The sequence below is a fragment of the Paenibacillus naphthalenovorans genome (assembly GCF_001465255.1).
Lineage (GTDB): Bacteria > Bacillota > Bacilli > Paenibacillales > NBRC-103111 > Paenibacillus_G > Paenibacillus_G naphthalenovorans.
This window is the reverse complement of the sequence record NZ_CP013652.1, coordinates 255,229-272,423: the sequence shown is the minus strand read 5'-3', so window position 1 is coordinate 272,423 and position 17,195 is coordinate 255,229. Positions and strand designations below refer to the sequence as shown.

Genomic DNA, 17,195 nt, shown 5'->3' with positions numbered 1-17,195 from the left:
ATATGATTAGGCATGTAGCTCACAAAATCCAAAATTTGGGGGAGTGAATCAAATGAAACCAATTCAGAAAGGCTTATCTGTTCTCATGACCGTCAGTCTCTCGCTCGCTGTATTGTTAGCTGGCTGCGCCTCGGGGTCCGCTCCGGCGACAGCCCCGGACTCCGGAACCGCACCCGGAACCAGCTCGGAAGCCTCTAAGGATAGCGGCGACAACACCGTTCCCGTAGGCGTGCTTCACTCCTTGACAGGTACCATGTCCATCAGTGAAGTATCCGTTCGCGACTCTACAATCATGGCGATCGAGGAAATTAATCAGGCGGGCGGCGTGCTGGGCAAGCAGCTCAAACCCATCGTGGAAGATGGAGCATCCGACTGGCCGACATTCGCCGAGAAAACGAAGAAATTGCTGCAGAAGGATAAAGCCGTCGTCATCTTCGGCGGTTGGACATCGGCCAGCCGCAAGGCGGTTCTTCCCGTTGTGGAGCAAAATAAAGGACTTTTCTTCTATCCGGTTCAATATGAGGGCCTGGAGGCATCCCCTAATATTTTCTACACCGGAGCGACGACGAACCAACAAATCGTACCGGCGGTTACGTGGCTGCTGGAGAACAAAGGCAAGAAGTTCTTCCTGCTCGGCTCCGACTATGTCTTTCCGAGAACGGCTAACAAAATCATCAAGGAACAGCTGAAGGCGGAGGGCGGCACGCTGATCGCAGAAGAATACACGCCACTCGGACATACCGATTACAATACGATCATCAGCAAAATCAAGAAGGATAAGCCGGACGTTGTGTTCAACACATTGAACGGAGACAGCAACGTGGCCTTCTTCAAACAGCTGAAAGACGCGGGCATTACCGCCCAGGACCTTACCACGTTGTCTGTCAGCGTGGCCGAAGAAGAAATCCGCGGCATCGGAGCCTCCGTGCTCGAGGGCCATTACGCGGCGTGGAATTATTTCCAAACCACGAATACCCCCGAGAATACCAAATTCGTGGAAGCATACAAAGCCAAATACGGCAATGACCGCGTAACGGGCGACCCAATCGAGGCAGGCTATTTTGGCGTCTATCTTTGGGCCGAAGCCGTGAAGAAAGCCGGGTCCTTCGAGGTGGATAAAGTCAGGGAAGCGGCCAAAGGACTTGAGTTCAACGCTCCGGGCGGTAAAGTAAAGATCGACGGCGACAATCAGCATGTCTACAAAACGGTGCGCATCGGTCAAATCCAGGCGGACGGACAGTTCAAAGAGGTGTGGAACTCCGGGCAACCGATCAAGCCGGATCCGTTCCTTACTACCTACCCATGGGGAGCGGAAGTGACAAAGAAATAAAAACCTCCAACGGTAATCATTCTAAAATGAACGTCCCTATTTCATATTTCTCCGAATCCAAATTCCGCTTTTCTGTTGTTTTAACGATATCGGGGACTGCCTGAAGGCAGTCCTCTGTTTTCCGACATACACTCCTTGCCGAGGAAAGGGAGGTTATTCCATGAGCTTGCTCCTGCTTCAATTGTTCAACGGCATTTCGCTCAGCTCCATTTTGCTTTTGATCGCGCTCGGGCTTGCCATCACCTTCGGCTTGATGAACATCATCAACATGGCTCACGGCGAATTCATCATGATCGGCGCCTATATGGCCTATATGATTCAGCAGCTGTTCCAAAAAGCGCTGCCGCCTTCGGCTTTCGGCTATTATTTCGTGCTTTCGCTGTTTGTGGCTTTTGCCGTTGCGGCGGCCATCGGCTGGCTGCTCGAGAAAGCGCTGATCCGCTACCTGTACGGCCGTCCGCTCGACAGCCTGCTGGCGACATGGGGCGTCAGCCTTGTGCTGCAGCAGTTGGCCCGGACTATCTTCGGCGCCCCGAACGTTGCCGTGAAAGCCCCGGAGTGGCTCGAAGGCGGCCTTGCGCTCACCGCCGAATTGACCCTTCCTTATAAACGATTGTTTATTATCGGCCTCGTCATCGTTTGCATGACGGCAATATACCTTTACTTGTACCATACCCGGGGCGGCCGCAGCATGCAGGCCGTCATGCAGAACCGAAGCATGGCCTCCTGCCTCGGCATTTCAACCCAGCGGATCGACGGACTCGGATTCGCCCTTGGCTCCGGCATGGCCGGTATCGCCGGCTGTGCACTGACCCTGCTCGGGCCGATCGGTCCTTCGATTGGGACCTATTACATCGTCGACGCTTTTATGGTCGTTGTTCTCGGGGGCATCGGCAAGCTGATCGGAACGGTGGCAGGAGCGCTCGGCATCGGAGTCCTGAGCACGGCATTCGAGTATACCACCAGCGCCACCCTCGGGAAGGTCATTGTGTTCACGCTGATTATTGCGTTCCTGCAGTGGAAGCCGTCCGGACTCGCCACCATGAAATCACGGGCGCTTGATTAATGCTGCGGCCCATGGGCCGCCCCCGCAACAAACCAAGCAAAGGAGTGCTGGACCATGACTTTGTTATCCATCAGCAATACGAAAATAAAAATAGCCCTCAGTCTCGTCTTACTTGCCGTCATGCTGCTTTCGCCTATGTTTTTATCGGAATTCCGGCTCGGGCTGCTGGGTAAATTTCTCGCCTTCGCCATTCTGGCCATGGGGCTTGACCTGATCTGGGGCTATACGGGCATTCTCAGCCTGGGACACGGCGTATATTTCGGACTCGGCGCCTATGGCATGGCGATGCATCTGAAGCTCGCCGCCTCCCAGGGCGGGCTGCCGGATTTTATGTCGTGGAGCGGCGTTGAAACACTTCCGTGGTTTTGGGTGCCGTTTCAATCCGCAGGCGCGGCGGTAGCGCTGGCTTTGATCGTGCCGATGGCGGTCGCCTTCGTGCTCGGTTACCTCACGTTCCGCAATCGGATCCGCGGTGCTTTTTTCTCCATTTTGTCCCAAGCGCTTGTGATCATCACCGTCACTCTATTCGTCGGTCAACAGGGATGGATCGGCGGAACGAACGGGTTGACCGGCTTCGATACCTTCTTGGGGCTGAAGCTCGGCGAGTCTTCCACGAAGCTTGCGCTCTACTATGTCACGGTAGTCGTTTTGGGCCTCACGCTGCTGCTCTGCCTGTGGCTCGCCGGGAGCCGCCTCGGCAAAATATTGGTTGCCGTGCGCGATGCCGAGAACCGCGTCCGCTTCATCGGCTACAATCCCGTAGCCTATAAAGTGTTCATATACTGCGTCTCCGCAGGGCTGGCCGGGCTGGCAGGGATGCTGTTCATCCTGCAGGAAGGCATCATCTCTCCGGCACAGATGGGCATCGTTCCCTCCATCGAAATGGTCCTCTGGGTAGCGGTCGGCGGCCGTGCCACCATCTACGGAGCCGTCATCGGAGCTATTGCCGCCAATGCCGCCAAAACGACGTTCAGCGAAGCTTATCCGGAATGGTGGCCGATTATAATGGGGGCCATGTTTATCGTCGTTACCCTTTTCCTGCCCAAAGGTATTGTCGGAACCCTCAAGGATTTGTTTGAAAAATGGGGCCGGAGCAGACAGGCACTCGCGCCAACAGCAGCCGTTCCCGCTCCCGGACCGCTGGGCTACACCGAACTCGAAAAACCGCAATAAGGAGGTAATGGCGATGCCGTATAACGAAACTTCACCCAGAATAAACGCACGGACTCCGATTATCCGCGTGGAGGAGCTGGAGGTCAGCTTTGACGGATTCAAAGCCATTCGCGGACTGAACTTTTCTCTTGAAGCCGGTGAGCTCCGGTTTTTGATCGGCCCTAATGGCGCCGGCAAAACGACGCTTCTCGACGTGCTCTGCGGCAAGGTTAAACCGTCCAAAGGCAAGGTGCTGTTCAAAGGACAAACCGATTTGTCCAAATACCAGGAGCACCAAATCGCTCAACTGGGCATCGGCAGGAAGTTTCAAGCTCCTTCGATCTTCGGGACGCTGACAGTGGAGGAAAATATGCTGTTGTCCATGCGCCAGAAGCGCGGTCTGCTCAGTACGCTGCTCGCGAAGACGACAAAGGAGCAGCGCTCCAGGCTTCAGCAGGATCTGGAGATGATCGGTCTGGCGGGCAAGGCTAAAGATAAGGCAGGCTCGCTCTCTCACGGTGAAAAGCAGTGGCTCGAGATTGGCATGCTGCTCATTCAGGAGCCGGAGCTGCTGCTTCTCGACGAGCCGGCGGCCGGCATGACCGACAGCGAGACGGAAAAAACCGGCGAGCTGCTGCACCGCATCAACAGCCGTCAAACCGTGGTCGTGGTGGAGCACGACATGGAATTCGTGCGCCGATTCGCCAAAACGGTGACCGTCATGCATGAAGGTACCGTACTTCGCGAAGGATCGATGCAGGATATTCAGGAAGACGATAAAGTGGCCGAAGTTTATCTGGGAAAGCGGGGCGAACGGCATGATTGAAGCTGACGGGAAATTGGAGCTGACAGGCCTTGAAGCCGGGTATGGCGAAAGCATGATCCTGCGGGATGTATCGCTGAAAGTAGAGCCCGGCCAGGTCGTGTGTCTTATGGGACGCAACGGCGTAGGCAAAACGACACTGATGAAAACGATCATGGGCCTAATCAAGCCGAAGAAGGGAACGATCCGCTACGCCGGACACGATTATACGTCCCGATCGCCGGATCGCCGTGCGCGGGCGGGAATCGGTTATGTTCCGCAGGGCCGGGACATCTTCCCGCAGCTCACCGTAGAGCAAAATCTCCTGCTGGGACTGGAGGCCGCGAGCGCCAAGGTACGTAAAGCGGGCATTCCGGAATCGGTATATGAGAAATTCCCTGTGCTGAAGGAAATGCTGTACCGCAAAGGCGGGGACCTGAGCGGCGGTCAGCAGCAGCAGTTGTCCATCGCCCGCGCGCTCGTTTCCGAGCCGAAGCTTCTCCTGCTTGACGAACCGATGGAAGGCATCCAGCCGTCCATCGTGCTGGATATCGAACGCGTAATCGAATCGATTAAGGACGACAAGCAGATGGCTGTACTGCTGGTCGAACAAAGCCTGACATTCGCAACAAGCATCGCCGACTATTGCTATGTGCTGGATAAGGGCACCATCGTCGCCGAGGGAAGCTCCGATACGCTTAGTGAGGAGCAGGTGCGCAGGCACCTGGCCGTATGAACCGCGGGAAGATTTGACCCGCGGGTCTTTTTTATCCCTTGCTCATTGTTGGCGCCATCATCTGCCGGCGGCTTATGTCTCAATCAAGCCGGAGGGGTAACGGACGATGGTCCGCTGCTCCTCCTTGCTTTTTGGATTTATCAAAACAATCCTTATCACGTGTCACCAAACTACAGCCTACTCCATACAATGGATTGTGCATGAGCCTAAGCCCGCGAAGCAAGAAGTAATCCCACTCCGATATGGCTGTTCTGCAACGAAAATCAGCCGGACGCCCGTTACCTTTATTCCTTCCCGTTAGGCCAGTTCCAGGTAATGAAGTCCGCCCGCCACTGACGGGCCTGTTTCGGGAACGATTGCTTCTTCCCCTTTCGGGGCTGGTGTCTGTCTATGATTTAGCATGAATCCAGCAGCAAAGCTGCGAGCATCTGAAGGAGGTTTTATTCAACTATGTACAGCAATCCTTATAAAACAGGTGTAAGTCCCTATGGCGGTTACGGCATTCCGAACTACGGTCCCGCTCCTGCGGCGGTACAGCCTAACGTCCAGCCATTGCTGCAGGCGAACGTTCCGGCGGCCACACTTGGCGTTCAGCAATGGAGTCAGCCCAACGTTCAAGCCGGGGGACTGATTTCTCCGTTGGGCGCGCCGTCCGCCGCACCTATAGGAGCACCGGGGTCTATGGGGCAGCTCCCGCTCGAGCAATCTTTCATCGAGAATATATTGCGCCTGAATCTTGGCAAAATCGGTACGTTCTACATGACTTACGAGAACAACTCTCAATGGAACGCCAAAATCTTCAAGGGCAGAATTGAAGCGGCCGGCCGTGACCACATCATTATCAGCGATCCACAGACGGGAACGCGCTATCTGCTTCTGATGGTCAACCTCGATTATGTTACCTTCGACGAGGAGCTTCAGTATACTTATCCGTACACGGCACCTGCACCTTCGGCCCGATAAACCGGAGCCAGGGGATTGTCCCATAAGTCGTTATGACTGCGGGGCGGTCCCCTGGCTGTTTGGTTTGGGCATAAGAAAAAACCGTTCTTCTTATAATATAGCTCCAATGGAGACTTCTTCACACAAGTACTAACCGGCGTTGGCCCGGGTCTTCGTTTCCTGTCCCGATGATTCAGGCAGCTTCTTTTTTTTAAAAACTAAATCTATATCCCTATCAAAACAATGAGCCGATTCATATCCTACACTATCAAATAAAGGAGGCATAAATATGAAAAATCGAAAATTAGGCAAAGGGGCAATCCAACTAAGCTCCATAAGCGGCAAGAGAAAGAAAATCAAAAAGCGTAGAAATACAAGCGATGCTCACGGTACTCGAGTAATTCGAAAAACCAAAGGGGCTCATAATTACAAAAAAAGTAAGCGAAAGTCGCATGGCATTCATAACTCCCAAGGCTCCCAAGGTATACAGGACGTCGAATACGGTTATCAGGGTACTCCAGGCTATCAAGACTCCAATCGTACCCGGGGTGCCCACGGCACGCAAGGGGTTCAAGGAGGAAGGAGCACACGCGACTTTCACGGCTCCCAAGGTCCGCAAAGCAACCAGGACGTTTATTACGGCTATCAGGGCATTCCAGGATACCAAGGCACGCGAAACAATCAGGATGGATATTACGGTTACCCGGCCAATCCGGGCTCCCAAGGTCCGCAGAACACTCAGGACGTCTATTACGGCTATCAAGGCACTCCTGGCTACCAAGACTCCCGCCGTACCCAAGGCACTCCTGGCTATCAAGACTCCCGCCGTACCCAAGGCACTTCAGGCACCCACCGTACCCGAGGTGCCCGGGGTACCCGAAGCACTCAAGGCGTTCAGCGTAACAAAGGCTAGACATTATAAGGTTGTGGAGTCGACGCAGAGGGCGCTTTCTCATCAGAGGCTGCCATTAGGCTGAATTTCAGCACAGCAGCCGGCGTTGAGGCGTGAATCGGGGATCGCGCGACTAGTACAGCTGTGCACGAAAGTGCAGATCCGGATAAGAGCCTGGCCATTGGCCAGGTTTTTTCATAACTTATAAACAGGAGAAGTTACCGCTGGAGCTGCCTGTTCGGCATATCGTTATTCAGACCATATGCTTAACGTCAATTCCTTAAACCGGGATGCTACCGTCTCGCAGGGGTGAACATCAGTCCGGCTGGATCGCCACCGAAAAAAATAACATGGGGGACGGACGGCATAAGGGAATGAATATTATGCACAACAATGTGAATACCGTGATGGATGAAGATGTTATCGATACCCCTGTCATCCAGCAAAATCTTCGCAGAATCACAACGGATCTAACGGATAATTAACGGCTCCATCAAATCGTTATCCATAACCACATGTTGGCCGTGCTCGGACACATTATCCTTCCCCTTCATGCTTCCGGGGATATGAAAAAAACTGTACCGGCCCCAAACCGCCGGTACAGTTCAATATGGGATTTACGATATAGTCCAGTAAAAAAATGCCTACTCCAGATTGGCATGCCGGCCAAACATGGTTCCGGAGTCCAATCCCTTCTTCTCCATCAGCTTCAATATGACGGCATCGCAAAATAATAACAGCGTCTGCTCGAATAAAGCTCCCATCGGCTGGATGGTGATGTAGCCCCCGTCCGACCGGTCTTTGGGCGAACCCGGCAATTTCACGATGATATCCGATAAAGTCCCGATGGTCGAATCCGGGGAAATCGTGATCGTCGCGACGGTTCCCTCCAGGCTTTTGGCTTTCTGAGCCATAGGCACCAAGCTTTTCGTCTCTCCCGAACCGGAACCGATGATGAACAGGTCCCCTTTTTCCAGGTTGGGAGTTACGGTTTCGCCAACGACATAAGCTTCAAAGCCCATTTGCATCAGCCGCATCGCGAAGGACTTCATCATCAGTCCGGACCGGCCTGCTCCAGCCACGAAAATTTTCCTGGATTTAAGGATTCCGTTCGACAGCTTTTCCGCTTGTTCATCGGCGATAAGGTTTACCGAACGCTCCAACTCTTGAATGATCTTGGCAAAATACTGCGTCGTTTGCATAATGCTTATGCACCTTGTTTGATCAATTTTTGCATTTCGGCTGCTGCCGCCTTTTTATCTTCTTGTCCGGTAATCCCGCCGCCTACAATAACCAGATCCGGCTGCGCTTTGATCACTTCCGGCAATGTGCTCAGCTTGATGCCGCCTGCAATCGCCGTTTTGGCGTTTTTGACCACACGCTTGATTTTCTTCAGGTCTTCAAAGGAGTTTTGTCCGACGGCCTGAAGATCGTACCCTGTGTGTACGCAAATGTAGTCTACGCCCATAGCATCGAGTTCTTTAGCGCGTCCTTCGATGTCTTTAATGCCGATCATGTCGACCAGGATTTGTTTCTTTTGTTTTCTCGCCTCTTCTACAGCGCCTTTGATGCTCATATCTTCAGCTGCCGCAAGTACCGTAATGATGTCTGCGCCCGCCTCGGAAGCTTTCATCACTTCATATCCGGCTGCATCCATAATTTTCAGGTCGGCCAATACCGTCAAGGAAGGGAAGGCTTCCTTGATTTCTTTTACCGCTCTTAATCCTTCATTGATCACAACCGGCGTACCGATTTCTACAATATCGATATGCTCCTGCACTTCGGCTACCAGCTGCTTTGCTCCAGGAATATCTACCAGGTCCAATGCTAATTGTAATTTCATTTTTCTTCTCTCCTCTAACCATTTTGTTTTTTAATTTTCATGGCAGCTATAATGCATTATTTTGCCCTTAGTTCGCTGCATTAACCTGCTTAATGAATTCCTTCATCAGCTGCGGAAGATCGTTCCAGGCATGACCGGAAACCAGATTGCGGTCAACGTGGAAACGCGTCTCGATATATTTTGCACCCGCTGCTTCCACTTCAGGACGGCAAGCGAAGTAGGCTGTCATTTCGCGGCCTTTAATCTCATCGGCGATAACGGATAACGCCTGGCTGGCATGGCACAGAATCATAATCGGTTTATCCTGTTTGAAGAAGTGGCTTGCGATCCGGGCAAAATCTTTATGAAGGCGAATATGCTCGGGAGCTCGTCCGCCCGGAATGATCAAGGCATCGAATTCTTCCGGATTAATGTTCTCGAATGAAGCGTGAGCCTCAATATTGTATCCTTTTTTCTCGGTAAAGGTTTGCCAGTCTTCAAAATCGTGAACTACCGTAGCCAGTACTTTTTTATCTGTAGGGGAAGCGATGACCACCTCGTATCCCTCTTCCAAACAGCGATAATAAGGATAGTATACTTCTAATGCTTCTACAGCATCTCCAGTTAAAATCAATACTTTTTTGGACATTTGTTTCACTCTCCTTTATCATAATAACTACAATGTACATTTTATATCGCGGGGAGAGATTAAAGAAGAATGCACTTTTTTGTGCGCTGGTTACAAAAAAGTTACTATTAAAAGATTAGGAGAATACGATGTCGGATCTAAGAAAAGAAATTTTAGATAAAATCAATAACGGCGATTTCAATTGCGAAAAAGAATTAACTTTGGCGATTATCAGCGGAAAGTGGAAAATCACCATCCTCTGGCATTTGGGAAGAGAGGGCGCTCACCGCTTCAGCGAGCTTCAAAGACTTTTCCCAAAAATTACGCATAAAATGCTGACGAGCCAGCTGAAGGAATTGATCGATGACGGAATTGTCCATCGCGAGGTGTTTCCTGAAGTGCCTCCAAGAGTAGAATACTCGATGACCGAGCTTGGGATGACGCTGATGCCGATTATTGAAATGATGTATGAATGGGGCAAAAAGAGAATCAAGGATATCCAAAATTCAGAGCATATCATCAAGCCTTCCGGCTCATCCAACTGAAAAAAGTTGACCGGTCCCAAGGGTCCGGTCAACTTTTTCTCAGATTGGCATCCATGATCCATTCATTTATGCCTGTACAGGGACTTTGCTTTTTTCCACGGCGTGCCCGCCAAACTCATTTCTTAAAGCAGCCACCACTTTGCCTGTAAAGGTATCTTGATCCAAGGAGCGGTAGCGCATCAATAAAGACATGGCAATGACCGGCGTGGCTGTCTGAAGATCCAGGGCTTCCTCCACCGTCCACTTCCCTTCTCCAGAGGAATGCATCACACCCTTAATCTCATCCAGCCTGGCATCCTTCGAAAATGCGCGTTCGGTCAATTCCATCAGCCATGACCGGATCACGGACCCGTGATTCCATACTCTGGCCACCTGCTCATAATCAAAGTCGAACCCGCTTTTCTCAAGGACTTCGAAGCCTTCTCCGATGGCCGCCATCATTCCGTATTCAATCCCGTTATGGACCATTTTCAGATAATGGCCGCTGCCGGCTTTGCCAGCATACAGGTACCCGTTTTCCACCGCAGTATCACGGAAGACCGGCTCCACCACGCGCCATGCTTCAGGGTCGCCACCAACCATATAGCATGCCCCATGACGGGCTCCTTCCATTCCTCCAGAAGTCCCGGCATCCATAAAATAGATTCCGGCTTGCTTCAGCTGATTGTATCGGCGGATGGATTCCTTATAGTGTGAATTTCCCGCCTCGATGACAATATCGCCTTTGGTCAAAAACGGCGTAAGCTCATCCAGTACGGAGTCCACCACGGCATGAGGAACCATGATCCAGATGATCCTTGGCTGCTGTAATGAATGAACGAGCTGCTCCAGGCTTTCCGCACCTTGAGCACCATATGCTTGAAGCTTTTTTACGGCATCTGTATTCAAATCGAACGCCACGACTTCATGTTTGCGGTCGATCAGATTTTGACCCAAATTGAATCCCATTTTACCTAAACCGACTAATCCGATTTTCATGCGATTCCTACCTCCTGTCTTAGCTTTCCCTATTCGCGTAATTATATTGCAGCCAGCTTATACAACTCCCGGGCTTCCGGTGTTTCGTCATGCCACCAGTGAAATCCCTGCTCTTCCAATAGAGCATCAGCCATGGCTGGACCAAACGAACCGGCAGGATAAACATGAAGCGGCAGGAGATTTTCTTCGAAGGCCTCGACAAGGGGCTGAACCCATTTCCATGCCAATTCGACTTCTTCCCAGTGGGCGAAAAACGTCGCATCGCCTTTCAAAGCATCGAATAAAAGCAGTTCATACGCTTCCGGCATCTGATCGGACGGCACCGAGAAATCCAAGGTAACCGGCTCCATCCGTCCGTTTTTTAATGGATTCCTGCCGTTGAGCTGCAGCGTAATTTTTTCATCCGGATTGATTTGAATTGTCAACAGGTTAGGCATCCGGTCTGCATCCGCGTTCTGTTCCTTTAATCTGTCTTTGAACTCAAGGACGATCCGTGTAGACTTTTCCTTCATGCGTTTTCCCGTCCGAATATAAATGGGGACGTCCTTCCAGAAAAATTCGTCAATCCATAACCGGGCGGCGATAAATGTATCGGTCATCGAGGCGGCATCCACTCCGGGTTCATCCCGATAGGCAGGGACGGCTTGACCGTGAATTTCCCCCGCTCCATACTGACCGCGCACTACGTGCCGGGCCGCCTCCGTTTTGCATATCGGCCGGAGAGACTTCAACAGGCTGCTCTTCTGCTTACGGACATTTTGTTCCGTGACGGGAGTCGGCAGATGCATAGCCGTCATCATCAGCAGCTGCAGCATGTGATTTTGAAACATATCCCGGATCGCTCCGGCGCCTTCATAGTAACCGGCCCTCTCCTCTACACCCACCGTTTCGCTGGCGGTAATCTGAATATTGGCAATGTATTGATTGCTCCAAAGCGCCTTCAGAACAGGATTCGCCGGAATTAGGGTTTCCAGGTTCTGAACCATTGGCTTGCCGAGGTAATGATCGATGCGATAAATTTCGTCTTCCTCAAAAGCCTGATTCAGCTTGGCGTTCAGCTTCCGGGCCGACGGCAAATCATGTCCGAACGGTTTCTCGATAATAAGACGTTTCCATCCTCTGCCGCTCCCCAAGCCGCTCTCCTTGATATTCAAGGCGATCACGTCAAAAAATTCGGGCGCAACCGACAGATAGAACATCCGGTTCTCCGGAATGTTGAGCTCCTTTTCTCTTTCTTCAATCCGCTTAAGCAGTTCCCGGTATCCCTCCGGTTTCGTCACATCCATATCCAAATAACGGAAGTTCCGGAGAAATGGCTCTACCTGGGAGCGGTCTTCAGGCTTACGCCTTGAAAAAGTGTGCAGCGATTGTTCGACATAGGCCTGAAATTCCTCATCCGACAACGGCTTGCGTCCCAGGTTAATGACCGAAAAAGCTTGCGGCAGCTTTTGCTCCAGAAACAGGTTGTACAGCGCCGGGAATAATTTTCTTTTGGCCAAATCACCGGTCGAACCAAACAACACAAAGGTCATGGCATCCATGGATTTCACCTTCTTTTTTCTGATTTTCGTGTAAAAAACAGCTTTCCGGGCCATTTCTTGTTTCGGAAAAATAAGTCCTCACTATAGTAAGCGAGGACTAAGATCATGTTTCAGCCTTGCGTATGGAGTCTGTAACCCATCCGCTTGAACAGAAGCCGGCGATTAAGCCTGCTTGATCAATGCTTGCATTTCGGCTGCTGCCGCTTTTTTATCTTCTTGTCCGGTAATCCCGCCGCCTACAATAACCAGATCCGGCTGCGCTTTGATCACTTCCGGCAATGTGCTCAGCTTGATGCCGCCTGCAATCGCCGTTTTGGCGTTTTTGACCACACGCTTGATTTTCTTCAGGTCTTCAAAGGAGTTTTGTCCGACGGCCTGAAGATCGTACCCTGTGTGTACGCAAATGTAGTCTACGCCCATAGCATCGAGTTCTTTAGCGCGTCCTTCGATGTCTTTAATGCCGATCATGTCGACCAGGATTTGTTTCTTTTGTTTTCTCGCCTCTTCTACAGCGCCTTTGATGCTCATATCTTCAGCTGCCGCAAGTACCGTAATGATGTCTGCGCCCGCCTCGGAAGCTTTCATCACTTCATATCCGGCTGCATCCATAATTTTCAGGTCGGCCAATACCGTCAAGGAAGGGAAGGCTTCCTTGATTTCTTTTACCGCTCTTAATCCTTCATTGATCACAACCGGCGTACCGATTTCTACAATATCGATATGCTCCTGCACTTCGGCTACCAGCTGCTTTGCTCCAGGAATATCTACCAGGTCCAATGCTAATTGTAACTTCATTTCTGCTTCTCTCCTTATGTCTATATAATTTTTGGTTTGTAAGCCAAAACAAGATAAGATGGCGAATCTGTTCATTTGCAGCCCCGGCCAGGAACCATAATGCCTTGTCTTTATTGAAGACAGCTTTATTGTAGGTCCGTTTTTTCAAAAAAGGAAGTACGCACTTTTAAGTAGTGAAGTAACAAATAGGATACTTTTGGCCTATAACAGCAGTTCTCCATGTCTTGGCAAAATCTGCGGGGCTTTATTACCGCAGAGCCTTGGCACGTCATTTCGGCTTGTACCCGCTTGACATATGAGTCTTCAATACTTATGATACAACTATCATTGTTACCGATCAGTAACATCCTAAATGGTGGCTTCATTGAACCGTTTCGGATATTTGGAAAGCCCAGCGGCGCAGGAGACATGTTGAATGACAAACCTCAATGCAAAAAAGCCGAAACCGGCCTTCTCAAAAAGAAAACGAGTGCCGAGAGCTCAAGCCCAGGAATATATCCTTCAGGCCGCCGGTGAGCTGTTCTACAAAGAAGGCATCCGTGCGGTAAGTGTGGATTCTGTTGTGGAACAGGCAGGCATGAATAAAATGACCCTGTATCGTCAATTTTCCTCCAAAAATGAACTGATTCTGGCCTATTTGGACAGGCAAAGCAAGCAGTTTTGGGAGGAATGGGAAGCAAGCCTTGCGAAGCATCCTCATCAGCCAAGACGTCAAATCATTCAATTGTTTACGGATTTGGCCGATAAATCATCCGTTATCGGTTATCGCGGGTGCTGTTTCAGCCATATCGCCATAGAATTTCCCGATCCTGAGCATCCCGCCCGCCAATTGGTTTTTGCTCACAAAAAGGCGCTTATTCAGAAGCTCGTGGAGTTAACAAAATCGATGAATGCAACCGATCCGGAGATTTTAGCCCATTCACTGGCCCTTTGGATCGAGGGTGCTTACGCGGCCAGCCAAACCTTCGGGGCCGACAGCGACACCATCCGGATGCTTCCCGTCATCGTAGAGAAGCTGCTGGATGAAGCCGCACCACAATAACGATGAAAGAAGATGAGAACATATGACTGGTGTAAACAACCAACTGGAGTTAGCGACATTTGCAGGCGGCTGCTTCTGGTGTATGGTCAAGCCGTTTGACGAACAGCCGGGCATTGTCAAGATCGTGTCGGGCTATACAGGCGGTCATGTAGAGTACCCGACCTATGAGGAAGTATGTTCGAATACGACGGGGCACTATGAGGCTGTCCAAATTACATTCGATCCAACGCTCTTTCCCTACGAACGGTTACTGGAGCTGTTCTGGCAGCAGATCGATCCCACAGATGACGGCGGCCAGTTCGCCGACCGCGGCGATTCCTACCGGACGGCTATCTTTTATCATAATGAAGAGCAAAAGCAATTGGCCGAGCAATCCAAGCAGCAGCTTGCGGCAAGCGGCCGTTTTCAAAAACCGATCGTAACACAGATTTTGCCGGCCAAACCGTTCTATCCCGCAGAAGACTATCATCAGGACTATTACAAGACGAATCCGGTTCGCTATAAAGCTTATTTTGCAGCTTCCGGCCGGGAGAAATTTATAAGAGAACAGTGGAAAGACCGCAAGAAGGACGAGGAACTGAAACAGCGCCTCACGCCGCTCCAATATGAAGTGACGCAGAACAACGGTACGGAACCCCCGTTCCGCAACGAGTTTTGGAACCATAAAGAAGAGGGACTTTACGTCGATATCGTATCGGGCGAACCTTTATTCAGCTCGCTGGACAAATTCGATTCGGCCTGCGGCTGGCCCTCCTTCACCAAGCCTATAGAAAAAAGCCGTGTAACGGAGCATATCGATGTCTCCCACAACATGATTCGTGTGGAAATTCGCAGCCAGGAGGCGGATTCTCATCTCGGTCATGTGTTCGAAGACGGGCCTGAACCAACCGGCTTGCGCTACTGTATCAACTCCGCGGCCCTTCGTTTTATACCGGTGGAACGTTTGGAAGAAGAAGGGTATGGCCAATTCAAGCATTTGTTTAAAAAATAAAGAAGAAGGCTGGGATTCACGGATGTGAACCAGCCTTCTTCCTATTTTCATCGGTTAGGATCGAATCTTCCATAACATACGAATCCCTGAGGGGTCGCGGACAAACCAGCCGTCCTCTTGTTTTTCGGCAGTGATCCGGCATTCCCGAGGCGATCCAGAATCGCTGTCATCTCTCCGTCAAATAGAGCGCTATTCCCATAATGAGCCGTGAGATCAAAGCCTAATACCTGGCAATAAAACTTTCGGGTCCGTTCCAAATCCGCAACATGGAGATGAATGTGCCCGAATTAAATGAACCGGCCCCAGCACTGTTTCGGGATGTATTCGATTAGCCATACGCCATCCCTCCCGTTTTACTATTATTTTACCAGCAATCATCAGGAAAAGGGGAGACTGACCAGACCGTAATGAAGCGTAGACACGACCAAACGGTTCCCTACCTCTATGGCGTCCGTAACGGCGCCGCGAATACCGATCGAATACAGCACCGGATTCTCCTGATGGAGCACCATCTTATACAAGCCGCTGCTCGAGCAAGCCAAGATATGCGGTCCCACCTGCACCCATCGATAAAAAAATTTATCATCAAAGCGAATCGTTGAAAATCCGCCCCTCCTGTTGCCCAAAACGAGCTCTCCCTTGGCTGTCACACCAAGCAATCGGCCCTGGCAAACCGACAAAGACGTCACCGGGGAATCCAAGTGAAACTCGTGCCATTGCCCGGTCAAATAATCATAAAAGGCCATCCCTTTGGCATACCCGACAAACAAGAATTGTGGAGAAGACAGCAAATCATATACCGCCCTATTGGGAAAAGCGGACAAATCCCAATGATCGTCGGCCTGCTGTGTTAATCCGATCGCCGTACCCGCAAGGATGGAGCTTCCCTCCAACACCCGATAGCAGGGCATCGTCAGCCCGGTTGGATGCCATGCCCCGCTGCTCCAGGCAAACAACCCCCGATCGGTGGCCGCATAGAGTTTTCCATTCAGCGCTTGCAGGCGGTAGGTCACCGTTCGTTCCGGCAAGCCCGAATTCATAGCCTCCCATTCTCCGTCCGCCGATTGAGCATATGTGCCTTGGCCGAACGTAGCGGCCACAATCCGGTTCTCATCCAGGCGGGCCAAGCAAGAAATGCGCAGAGCAGGGAGGGAGATCTTACTGCCTCCTTCTACCTTCATTGGATAATGGACGGCATCATATAACAATCCCATCGATGTCCCTCCTCTGAAGAGTAATCCGGGTTCAAATGCGTCTTCTCCATTCCGCTGCGAACCCATTCCATGTAATCGACTGCTCTTGCTACGTCCTTTTTGCGAGGATAATAAACCCTCCGCTTACCCGACAGCAATCCGATCCACTCGATTTTGGCCGGAAGATTCCCGAACCCGTTGCAGCTGAACAGCGTCATCATTTGAACGTAGCCGTTCCACAGAGCAGGGTCCTCATTGACCACTATTTTTTGGATATGCAGACCCTCTTTTGTCCATTGGGCAACCTGAAAAATCATCGACAATTCAAGCTGCAGCTCCTGAATGACAGCCGTGAAGCTTTCAAACAGTAACAGCGGCTCCGTATCTTTTGGCTGTGCGGCAAAATATTTCAACAGCTGGTCTGTTACCGCGGCAAGCACCGTCACATAATGAACCTTGGATTGGAATAATCCGGGATTGATTTTCCAACGCTCATAAATGCGCTGCAGGACCGCAGCCGTACTGCGTTGTTTCGGCGGGATGGCGTGGCAGTCGTTCAGAATATGGTTGACCGCATATTGGGCCATCTGCCGCCAGTTTGGGGACGTCGGCTGCTTACCCAGTACATAAATATCGCGATACTCATCCGGGGAGCACAGCCAGGCCTCGATTTCATAGTCTTTCAACCGGGTTAATACCCCGCCGGGGAGTTTCGCTTGGGATTGCAGCATACCGATTCC

General features: G+C 51.2%; 19 protein-coding genes. 10 read left to right on the top strand and 9 right to left on the bottom strand.

Annotation, left to right across the window (positions count from 1 at the left end; translation table 11 throughout):
* The first annotated feature begins 52 nt into the window (after positions 1–52).
* The 7 genes from urtA to IJ22_RS01290 all read left to right on the top strand — a co-directional run bounded on the left by urtA (position 53) and on the right by IJ22_RS01290 (position 6,941).
* On the top strand, positions 53–1,330 hold the full coding sequence (gene urtA / locus IJ22_RS01320) for an urea ABC transporter substrate-binding protein (RefSeq protein WP_062406681.1): 1,278 nt from the start codon (positions 53–55) through the stop codon (positions 1,328–1,330).
* A gap of 160 nt (positions 1,331–1,490) precedes the next feature.
* Positions 1,491–2,396 carry an urea ABC transporter permease subunit UrtB gene (gene urtB, locus IJ22_RS01315; protein WP_062406679.1) on the top strand — a complete coding sequence of 302 codons (906 nt, stop codon included), beginning with the start codon at positions 1,491–1,493 and terminating at the stop codon, positions 2,394–2,396.
* 54 nt (positions 2,397–2,450) lie between these two features.
* A complete protein-coding gene (gene urtC, locus IJ22_RS01310; RefSeq protein ID WP_062406677.1) occupies positions 2,451–3,569 on the top strand; it encodes an urea ABC transporter permease subunit UrtC in 1,119 nt (372 codons plus the stop codon).
* A 7-nt stretch (positions 3,570–3,576) separates the two neighbouring features.
* The gene (urtD, locus tag IJ22_RS01305) at positions 3,577–4,374 is read left to right on the top strand and encodes an urea ABC transporter ATP-binding protein UrtD (protein WP_062406675.1); all 798 of its coding nucleotides are present in this window, start codon (positions 3,577–3,579) and stop codon (positions 4,372–4,374) included.
* Complete coding sequence (gene urtE / locus IJ22_RS01300; RefSeq protein ID WP_062406673.1) at positions 4,367–5,086, top strand: urea ABC transporter ATP-binding subunit UrtE; 720 nt, start codon at positions 4,367–4,369, stop codon at positions 5,084–5,086. The genes urtD and urtE overlap by 8 nt, the downstream gene beginning before the upstream one ends.
* Before the next feature lie 450 nt (positions 5,087–5,536).
* On the top strand, positions 5,537–6,049 hold the full coding sequence (gerQ, locus tag IJ22_RS01295) for a spore coat protein GerQ (RefSeq protein WP_054817061.1): 513 nt from the start codon (positions 5,537–5,539) through the stop codon (positions 6,047–6,049).
* A gap of 268 nt (positions 6,050–6,317) precedes the next feature.
* A complete protein-coding gene (locus tag IJ22_RS01290) occupies positions 6,318–6,941 on the top strand; it encodes a hypothetical protein (RefSeq protein ID WP_145862483.1) in 624 nt (207 codons plus the stop codon).
* 623 nt (positions 6,942–7,564) lie between these two features.
* On the opposite strand, the gene hxlB is transcribed toward IJ22_RS01290, so the two are convergent.
* The 3 genes from hxlB to IJ22_RS01275 form a co-directional block, all read right to left on the bottom strand.
* On the bottom strand, positions 7,565–8,122 hold the full coding sequence (gene hxlB, locus IJ22_RS01285) for a 6-phospho-3-hexuloisomerase (protein WP_062406669.1): 558 nt from the start codon (positions 8,120–8,122) through the stop codon (positions 7,565–7,567).
* Positions 8,123–8,127: 5 nt separating this feature from the next.
* Positions 8,128–8,763, bottom strand: a complete 636-nt coding sequence (hxlA, locus tag IJ22_RS01280; protein ID WP_062406667.1) for a 3-hexulose-6-phosphate synthase — start codon at positions 8,761–8,763, stop codon at positions 8,128–8,130.
* Positions 8,764–8,830: 67 nt separating this feature from the next.
* The gene (locus IJ22_RS01275; RefSeq protein ID WP_062406664.1) at positions 8,831–9,391 is read right to left on the bottom strand and encodes a DJ-1/PfpI family protein; all 561 of its coding nucleotides are present in this window, start codon (positions 9,389–9,391) and stop codon (positions 8,831–8,833) included.
* 128 nt (positions 9,392–9,519) lie between these two features.
* Here IJ22_RS01275 and IJ22_RS01270 point away from each other — a divergent pair, with 128 nt between their 5' ends.
* The gene (locus IJ22_RS01270) at positions 9,520–9,915 is read left to right on the top strand and encodes a winged helix-turn-helix transcriptional regulator (RefSeq protein ID WP_062406662.1); all 396 of its coding nucleotides are present in this window, start codon (positions 9,520–9,522) and stop codon (positions 9,913–9,915) included.
* Between the two features lie 66 nt (positions 9,916–9,981).
* Here the strand turns inward: IJ22_RS01270 and gnd are convergent, their stop codons facing one another.
* From gnd to hxlA (IJ22_RS01255), 3 genes are all read right to left on the bottom strand, one after another.
* On the bottom strand, positions 9,982–10,893 hold the full coding sequence (gene gnd / locus IJ22_RS01265; protein WP_062406660.1) for a phosphogluconate dehydrogenase (NAD(+)-dependent, decarboxylating): 912 nt from the start codon (positions 10,891–10,893) through the stop codon (positions 9,982–9,984).
* Between the two features lie 41 nt (positions 10,894–10,934).
* Positions 10,935–12,434, bottom strand: coding sequence for a glucose-6-phosphate dehydrogenase (zwf, locus tag IJ22_RS01260; RefSeq protein ID WP_062410814.1), 1,500 nt, complete (start codon positions 12,432–12,434; stop codon positions 10,935–10,937).
* Positions 12,435–12,596: 162 nt separating this feature from the next.
* Positions 12,597–13,229: a 3-hexulose-6-phosphate synthase gene (gene hxlA, locus IJ22_RS01255; RefSeq protein ID WP_062406658.1), complete on the bottom strand. Its 633-nt coding sequence runs from the start codon at positions 13,227–13,229 to the stop codon at positions 12,597–12,599.
* A gap of 415 nt (positions 13,230–13,644) precedes the next feature.
* Between hxlA (IJ22_RS01255) and IJ22_RS01250 the strand changes: the two genes are divergently transcribed.
* Entirely contained in the window at positions 13,645–14,271 is a 627-nt protein-coding gene (locus IJ22_RS01250) for a TetR/AcrR family transcriptional regulator (protein ID WP_062406657.1), read from the top strand.
* Positions 14,272–14,293: 22 nt separating this feature from the next.
* Positions 14,294–15,262 (top strand): peptide-methionine (S)-S-oxide reductase MsrA, encoded by a 969-nt coding sequence (msrA, locus tag IJ22_RS01245; protein WP_062406655.1) that lies wholly within the window; start codon positions 14,294–14,296, stop codon positions 15,260–15,262.
* A gap of 47 nt (positions 15,263–15,309) precedes the next feature.
* Here msrA and IJ22_RS26970 read toward each other — a convergent pair whose 3' ends face one another.
* From IJ22_RS26970 to IJ22_RS01235, 3 genes are all read right to left on the bottom strand, one after another.
* Complete coding sequence (locus tag IJ22_RS26970) at positions 15,310–15,540, bottom strand: VOC family protein (RefSeq protein WP_082660614.1); 231 nt, start codon at positions 15,538–15,540, stop codon at positions 15,310–15,312.
* A gap of 99 nt (positions 15,541–15,639) precedes the next feature.
* Positions 15,640–16,476: a hypothetical protein gene (locus IJ22_RS01240; protein ID WP_062406653.1), complete on the bottom strand. Its 837-nt coding sequence runs from the start codon at positions 16,474–16,476 to the stop codon at positions 15,640–15,642.
* Positions 16,440–17,186 (bottom strand): hypothetical protein, encoded by a 747-nt coding sequence (locus IJ22_RS01235; RefSeq protein ID WP_062406651.1) that lies wholly within the window; start codon positions 17,184–17,186, stop codon positions 16,440–16,442. The genes IJ22_RS01240 and IJ22_RS01235 overlap by 37 nt, the downstream gene beginning before the upstream one ends.
* Between the last annotated feature and the right edge of the window lie 9 nt (positions 17,187–17,195).

Coding starts and splice junctions, on each gene's coding strand:
- urtE (WP_062406673.1), top strand. CDS start 4,367: ATGATTGAAGCTGACGGGAAATTGGAGCTGACAGGCCTTGAAGCCGGG.
- urtC (WP_062406677.1), top strand. CDS start 2,451: ATGACTTTGTTATCCATCAGCAATACGAAAATAAAAATAGCCCTCAGT.
- urtB (WP_062406679.1), top strand. CDS start 1,491: ATGAGCTTGCTCCTGCTTCAATTGTTCAACGGCATTTCGCTCAGCTCC.
- IJ22_RS01275 (WP_062406664.1), bottom strand. CDS start 9,391: ATGTCCAAAAAAGTATTGATTTTAACTGGAGATGCTGTAGAAGCATTA.
- IJ22_RS01290 (WP_145862483.1), top strand. CDS start 6,318: ATGAAAAATCGAAAATTAGGCAAAGGGGCAATCCAACTAAGCTCCATA.
- zwf (WP_062410814.1), bottom strand. CDS start 12,434: ATGGATGCCATGACCTTTGTGTTGTTTGGTTCGACCGGTGATTTGGCC.
- gerQ (WP_054817061.1), top strand. CDS start 5,537: ATGTACAGCAATCCTTATAAAACAGGTGTAAGTCCCTATGGCGGTTAC.
- IJ22_RS01270 (WP_062406662.1), top strand. CDS start 9,520: ATGTCGGATCTAAGAAAAGAAATTTTAGATAAAATCAATAACGGCGAT.
- IJ22_RS01235 (WP_062406651.1), bottom strand. CDS start 17,186: ATGCTGCAATCCCAAGCGAAACTCCCCGGCGGGGTATTAACCCGGTTG.
- urtD (WP_062406675.1), top strand. CDS start 3,577: ATGGCGATGCCGTATAACGAAACTTCACCCAGAATAAACGCACGGACT.
- urtA (WP_062406681.1), top strand. CDS start 53: ATGAAACCAATTCAGAAAGGCTTATCTGTTCTCATGACCGTCAGTCTC.
- msrA (WP_062406655.1), top strand. CDS start 14,294: ATGACTGGTGTAAACAACCAACTGGAGTTAGCGACATTTGCAGGCGGC.
- IJ22_RS01240 (WP_062406653.1), bottom strand. CDS start 16,476: ATGGGATTGTTATATGATGCCGTCCATTATCCAATGAAGGTAGAAGGA.
- hxlA (WP_062406667.1), bottom strand. CDS start 8,763: ATGAAATTACAATTAGCATTGGACCTGGTAGATATTCCTGGAGCAAAG.
- gnd (WP_062406660.1), bottom strand. CDS start 10,893: ATGAAAATCGGATTAGTCGGTTTAGGTAAAATGGGATTCAATTTGGGT.
- hxlA (WP_062406658.1), bottom strand. CDS start 13,229: ATGAAGTTACAATTAGCATTGGACCTGGTAGATATTCCTGGAGCAAAG.
- IJ22_RS01250 (WP_062406657.1), top strand. CDS start 13,645: ATGACAAACCTCAATGCAAAAAAGCCGAAACCGGCCTTCTCAAAAAGA.
- hxlB (WP_062406669.1), bottom strand. CDS start 8,122: ATGCAAACGACGCAGTATTTTGCCAAGATCATTCAAGAGTTGGAGCGT.